The sequence below is a fragment of the Caballeronia sp. genome (genome assembly GCF_028292365.1).
Lineage (GTDB): Bacteria > Pseudomonadota > Gammaproteobacteria > Burkholderiales > Burkholderiaceae > Caballeronia.
Genome location: NZ_JAQGMM010000058.1, coordinates 1 through 6,301 on the forward strand (window position 1 = coordinate 1; position 6,301 = coordinate 6,301).

Here is a 6,301-nt window from a genome sequence, read left to right on the forward strand (position 1 = left end):
CGCATCAATCTGCCGCGCACCTTGCCGATCGTCCAGCAGTCCGTGAACTGGGTGCGGGTCGCGCAGCGCTTCCCCGTGCGTGTGCGTCTTGATGAGCCTGCAGCGCGGCTGGTGCGGATTGGTGCAAGTGCGATAGTCGAGGTCCGGCATGGCGCAGCCTGCCGGTGATCTTGCCCGACCGGGCGCCGCCGATCTCCTGAAGCTGCTCGCACCCAATCCGGGGCGAGTGGCGATGGCGACACGCATCGCGCTGATCTGCGCGCTGACAGTGTCCTTGACGAGCGTGTACGGCACGCCGGAAGCAGCGATCTCGGCGTATGTCGTGTTCTTCCTGAACCGGTCCGACAGGGTGATGAGCGTCGTACTGGGCGTGGCAATGCTGGTGGCGATCACGGTGGTCGTCGGGCTGGTACTCGTGGTGGCCATGTTCGCGCTCGACGATCCTCTCTGGCGGGTGGCATGCATCGCGGGGTTATCATTCGGACTACTGTTCGTGACGTCGGCGAGCAAGCTGCGGCCGGTGGGCGCGATCATCGCGATGATCGTCGGCTTCGCGCTCGACGAGCTCGGCAGCGTGCCGTTCGGCGAAGTAGCGACCCGCGCCCTGCTCTACGCCTGGCTGATGGTCGCCATTCCTATTGCGGTCTCGATCTGCGTCAACTTGCTGATTGCGCCGTCGCCGCGGCGGCTCGCCGGTCGTGAGCTAGCAAAGCGTCTGCGGCTCGCAGCCAGCAGTTTGGCCGAGCCCGAAGCAAGGCACGACGCGCATGACACACTTAGCGTATGCCTGCGCGAAGGGGATGCGCAGATCGGCACGTGGCTGAAGCTCGCGGTCGTCGAAGGATCGTCGGTGAGTGCCGATGTTGCCGCGCTGCGGCAGGCTATGTCGTCGACGCTTGCGATCCTGGTCGCGGCCGATCTGGCGCGCCGAGAACCATCGGTCCGGCTGCCGGCATCGTTCATCGGACCGATCGTCGACGCGCTGGAGAACATGGCCCGCATGCTCGAGGCGGGCGGCTATCCAGTCAACATCGAACTCAGCCAGCCGGATGTGACAGAACTGACGCCGCTCGCGCGAATCGTCGCCGAGGACCTGCGCGATGCGATCACCCGCTTCGCCGTGGTCGGGGTCGAGGCAGTAGTAGAGGTCGAAGCCAAAGCCCCGATGACCACCAGCAAGCGCGGCGGCTTCTTCCTGCCGGGTGCATTCACGAATCCCGAGCACGTCCGCTACGCGCTAAAGACCACGGTGGCAGCCATGTTCTGCTATCTGCTTTATTCGCAAATCAACTGGCCTGGTATCCACACCTGCTTCATCACGGTCTACATGGTGTCGCTCGGCACCACCGCCGAGACCGTCGAGAAGATGACGCTCCGGATCGCGGGGTGCCTCGTGGGCGCGGTCCTGGGTACCGCGGCGATCGTGTTCGTGACGCCCGTGCTGACGTCCGTCGTCGAATTGATGGTGCTGGTGCTGTTCGGTGCATGGGTGTCGGCGTGGGTCGCGTTCGGTTCGCCTCGTATTGCTTATGCCGGCTTCCAGATCGCCCTGGTGTTTTTCATGTGCGTGTTGCAAGGCGCCGCACCCGGCTTCGACCTGACGGTCGCACGGGATCGCACGATCGGCATCCTGATCGGCAACGTGATTGTTTATCTGATCTTCACTCGCGTGTGGCCGGTTAGCGTTGCCGCGCGGGTCGACACTGCGCTCGCCGCGCTGCGGCAGCAGTGGGAACGGGTGGCGGCACTGCCTCATGCAGGTGTGCGCCGGGCACAGGCCGCGAGCGCGATGGCTCAACGCGGCGCGCTCGAACAGGACCTCGCACTGATGCATTACGAGCCATCGTGGGTTCGCCCTGAACGGGAGTGGATCGCCGAACGTCGTGACGTGCTGGCCAGGATCAGCGCGCTCGAAGGGCCGATGTTCCTGCTCGCCGAACGATGGCCGGGCGATGTGGCAATCGACGGCTGGCTCGATCAGCTCGCGTGCGGCATGCCGCAAACGGCGAGCGAAGCCGACGCGGCGGCGGACGCCGCTTTGCGGGTCGCGCCGAATCCTGCTTCATCAGCTCTGCCCGACCCAGCCATGACAGGCATCCCAAACCCAGCTATGTCAGTCATACCGAACCCGGCTTCGCCGGAAGCAGCAGTTGACGACGACATACGTACCGCTTTACTTCACCTCGGCAATGCACGCCTCAATCAACTAGAACACGCCGCGTCGAACGACGCGGCGAAGGACCTCACGACTCATGCGCCTGCTTGATCCCCGAGTCGCGCTGACAATCCTTGCCGCGGCGAGTTCGGCCGGATGTGCCACGTCGTCTCTCGACATGGCACCGGACAGCCCCAACAGTCCGTGGCAACCGCAGACAGACACAGCCGGCGCTATCGTGCCCGGGCCGCCGGCATCGGCTGTATCAGTGGCATCAGCCCGCCGCTACCAGTTGCCCGCGAATCCCGCGCTCGCCAGCGTGCCGCCTCCACCATCGCTTGAGCAAGCGCACGCTTACGGACTACCCGAACTAATCGATCTCGCGGAATCGGAGAACCCGCTGACCCGCATCGCGTGGAACGACGCACGCAATGTTGCCCTCGCAGCGGGCATCGCAAAGAGCGCCTATCTCCCGCAACTGTCGGTCGCGGCGATGGGGTGGGTGGCGGGCGGCCAAGGTTCGCAATCATCCGTGCCCGGCGATTCGTCAGTCAGCGCGGCGTCGCATGGCGCAACCCCGGTCGTCGCGCTGCAATGGCTGCTGTTCGATTTCGGTGGACGTGCCGCGCGCGTCGAAGCTGCGTCGCAGGCAACGGTGATGGCGAACATCGGCTTCACCGCGGTTCACCAGCAGGTGATCTATAACGTCAGCGTCGCGTTCTACATGTACCAGGCCGCGCGCACTCGTATAGCCACGACTCGACAAGGTCTCGACAACGCCGAAGCGATCCTGGCTGCAGCGCAGTCGCGCTACAAGCATGGCATCGGCACCGTTATCGAAGTGGCGCAGGCTACGCAGAACCGCGCGCAGGCCAAGCTCGCAGCGGTTCAGGCGCAGGGCGTCGAAAGCAACAGCTATCTGGCGCTCATCTCCGCGATGGGCATTTCTCCGCTGTCGAAACCCACCATCGCGGAGATGCCTCAACACATGTTGTCGCCGGCGATGATTGACTCGATCGACCAGATCGTGTCGTCCGCGATCGCCCGGCGCCCAGACGTGTTGAGCGCCTATGCGGCCGAGCGCGTCAACCTGGCAAAAGTGAAGGCGGCCGAATCGGAGTTCATGCCGAAAGTGTTTGTCTCCGCTTCGGCGGCGTACAACACGAGCAGTTCGTCGCTTTCCGCCGTTCCAGCCGTCGGCCAGCAGTTGCCGACGGTCAACCTGAGCGGCGGCCGTTATGGCGGCAGCGTGATCGTCGGTGTCACGATTCCGCTGTATGACGGCGGCTTGCGCTCGGCGGTGCTCGCGCAGGCACGCAACGATGCCAACAGCGCGTCGACCCGGCTCGCCCGAAGCCGCGAAGAAGCCGTTCGGCAGATCGTTACTGCACAGAATACGTTGCAGTCGAGCATCGCCGCTCACGCTGCTGCAAAGGAGTTGCTCGCCGCCTCGCAGACGACCTACGATGCCGCTTTCGATGCTTATCGGCAAGGCGTCGGCTCGGTCACCGACGCGCTGCTCGCCCAGAACCAACTGCTGGCGGCGAAGAACGCGGATGCGGACAGTTACAGTGCGGCGCTATCGGCTGCGGCAACGCTTGCGCTCGCGACTGGCTCAGTCGATTCGATCCCGACGCAAACCGGTTGGTGAGGGAGGCTTTGAACCGGCTCGGCTCCCCGCTATCCTGCCAGGGGCCCAGCCCGCAGTTTTAAATAACTTGTTGCGATGCAGCATTTATCGGCCTATGCTCTCTAAGACAATGCCCGGCATTTGCAGCGTTACACCAAGTGTTACACCAGCGATGGCTGCGGTAGCGGTCTTTCATGGAACAGACACATTTCTGACTTATCAATGCGTGACTCGTGACGTTCCTTTCATGACGATTGATACTTTATTAGGTATCCGTAGCAGATGGTTTAATCCGTGGAGCACTTCATGACTTCCGCCACTTTCTCGCCGTCCCTCGGTGAGCTCTCGACCAACTGGTTGCGCCTTTTCACGGACACCTGCGAAATGCTCAGCGCGACCACCCAAGTCGTCAAAGTTCGCACCGCTCGCATGGCGATGGCCGGCCCGCTGCCCAATGAGCGGGACCGGGTTGAATTCAGCCTGATGAGCCGGGAAAAGAGCGAGGCTGCGTCCGAATCGATTCAGGCGATGGGTTCAGGATTGGTGAGCTTGGGCATGACGCTGGCGATGGACACCAGCAAACATATATGGGCTGCGTCGGAAGCGGCGTCGGCCCTGGCGTCCAGTCGATCTGCCACGCAATGGATTGAATGCCAGGCAGCGCTACTGAAGATCGCGGCAGCCTCTCCGGCCGATCCCTTGCAATTGGCCAGTTCGACGGCCCGTGTAGTCCGGGAGAGTCTTGCGCCTATTCACGAGCGTGCAACCGCGAATGCAAAACGTCTGGGGGGACTTTGACAGCCGTCGTGTCAGGGCCGCCGGTTCGTCGAGACCATCCGCCGGCGCGCACTCACAGCGCCGAGAGCTTCTCGAAGGTCCCATGCAAATTGGACGGCGTGTCGGAAACAACGCTGTGGACACTTTACGATCGTGCGTGCGAAGCCGGTCGGCCTGACGGTATTCTCTCTGACCCCCATAGCGTGCGCATCTGTAATGCTATCGACTACGACTTCGAGCGTCATTTCGGAGAACCTGTCGGTTCGTTTGCCGCACGGGCGGCACAGATCGACCAATTGTTGAAGCGATGGCTCGAACGCCATCCGGATGGCCTGATTGTGTCCCTCGGCGAAGGCCTCGAAACGCAAGCTCACCGTGTGGACAACGGCAAGATGCGATGGCTTACAGTCGATCTGCCGGCTGTAATCGCTTTGCGCGAGCACTTTCTGCCTTCGTCCGGGCGCTTGCGCCACGTTGCGGCAAGCGTGTTCGAGCCGGACTGGATTAACGGGATTAAGGGAATTGAAGGAACCGAGCCGGGCCCCGATGTATTCATCGTGGTTCAAGGCCTCTTTATGTATCTGGACCCCGAAGCCGTGCGACGCTTGTTTATCAGGATCGTCGATCATTTCCCCGGTGCCGAGATCGCGTTCGATGCCATTCCACGGTGGTTTTCCCAGTTGACCCAGTGGGGCGTCATGCAAACGGCACACTATCGGCTGCCTCCCATGCCATGGGGTATCAACAGCGATGAAGTAGCGGCATGCCTGCACAGTTGGTCGTCACGCATTGCGGCTTTGAGCGTTCTTGAGTACCGGGTCCCCCGTGGTTGGCCAAAATTAACGGAAGACCTTTTCCGTATGAATCCGTTAACAAAGGGCCATTTACCTTGTCTGGTGCATGCCAAGGTTCGGAATCACTGACCGCGTCCGGATGGGCGGCTAGCCTGCCCCAGCCGATCCGGTATGGATATTGCGGTAATAACGGAAGCAGTTAAAGGTTGTCGAAGGGAGAATGCCTCCCCTCCGTTTGGAAGCAGCAGCGGTAGCGACCGCGCACTCAGCTCGCACTCACCTCTTCTTCGAGCTTCCCCATGAAAGACAAGATTGTTACCGCTGACGAAGCGGTCGCGCTCATTCGCGACGGTGACAGTGTCTGCTGCTCGGGCTTTGTCGGCATCGGTACGCCAGACGAATTGATCATGGCGCTGGAACGACGCTTCACCGGCGCGGCTGAGCCACGCAATCTGACCCTGGTGTTCGCCGCCGCGCCCGGTGACGGTCGGGATCGGGGGCTCAACCGCTTGGCACTACCGGGGCTGGTCAAGCGTGCGATCGGCGGACATTGGGCGCTGTTGCCGAAGCTCGCGCGCATGGCGACTGATAACCTGATCGAGGCGTACAACCTTCCTTTGGGGACGATGTCGCATCTGTATCGGGAAATCGCGGCGCATAGGCCGGGCACGCTTACACAGGTCGGATTAGGCACCTTTGTCGATCCGCGTCACGGAGGCGGAAAGATCAACGCCAGTACGACCGAAGACCTGGTGAGCACAATCGACATCGACGGCAAGACCTGGCTCTTCTACAAGGTCTTTCCGATTAATGTGACACTGATTCGCGGCACCACGGCCGACCCCGAAGGCAACGTCACGATGGAACGCGAGGCACTCGTGCTCGACGCCATGGAAGCTGCCATGGCCGCCCATAATTCAAACGGACTGGTGATCGTCCAGGTGG

5 protein-coding genes and 1 pseudogene are annotated in these 6,301 nt (G+C 62.1%); all 6 read left to right on the top strand.

The genetic code is table 11. From position 1 onward, the window contains the following. A pseudogene (locus JWR14_RS03485) lies at window positions 1-168 on the top strand (multidrug transporter subunit MdtN); the annotation flags it as partial. After that, window positions 149-2,266: an FUSC family protein gene (locus JWR14_RS03490; RefSeq protein ID WP_299701412.1), complete on the top strand. Its 2,118-nt coding sequence runs from the start codon at window positions 149-151 to the stop codon at window positions 2,264-2,266. The pseudogene JWR14_RS03485 and the gene JWR14_RS03490, both read left to right, overlap by 20 nt. Next, window positions 2,253-3,806 carry a TolC family protein gene (locus tag JWR14_RS03495; protein WP_299701415.1) on the top strand — a complete coding sequence of 518 codons (1,554 nt, stop codon included), beginning with the start codon at window positions 2,253-2,255 and terminating at the stop codon, window positions 3,804-3,806. Before JWR14_RS03490 ends, JWR14_RS03495 begins: the two co-directional genes overlap by 14 nt. 285 nt (window positions 3,807-4,091) lie before the next feature. Further along, the gene (locus JWR14_RS03500) at window positions 4,092-4,583 is read left to right on the top strand and encodes a polyhydroxyalkanoate granule-associated phasin (RefSeq protein ID WP_299701418.1); all 492 of its coding nucleotides are present in this window, start codon (window positions 4,092-4,094) and stop codon (window positions 4,581-4,583) included. A 98-nt stretch (window positions 4,584-4,681) separates the two neighbouring features. Next, window positions 4,682-5,485: a class I SAM-dependent methyltransferase gene (locus JWR14_RS03505; RefSeq protein WP_299701425.1), complete on the top strand. Its 804-nt coding sequence runs from the start codon at window positions 4,682-4,684 to the stop codon at window positions 5,483-5,485. A 170-nt stretch (window positions 5,486-5,655) separates the two neighbouring features. Next, the coding region (locus JWR14_RS03510; RefSeq protein ID WP_299701422.1) for a CoA-transferase at window positions 5,656-6,301 on the top strand (646 nt) is incomplete at its 3' end.

Excerpts from the sequence above, each read along its gene's own strand:
- JWR14_RS03490 (WP_299701412.1), top strand. The coding sequence starts at position 149 with ATGGCGCAGCCTGCCGGTGATCTTGCCCGACCGGGCGCCGCCGATCTC.
- JWR14_RS03495 (WP_299701415.1), top strand. The coding sequence starts at position 2,253 with ATGCGCCTGCTTGATCCCCGAGTCGCGCTGACAATCCTTGCCGCGGCG.
- JWR14_RS03500 (WP_299701418.1), top strand. The coding sequence starts at position 4,092 with ATGACTTCCGCCACTTTCTCGCCGTCCCTCGGTGAGCTCTCGACCAAC.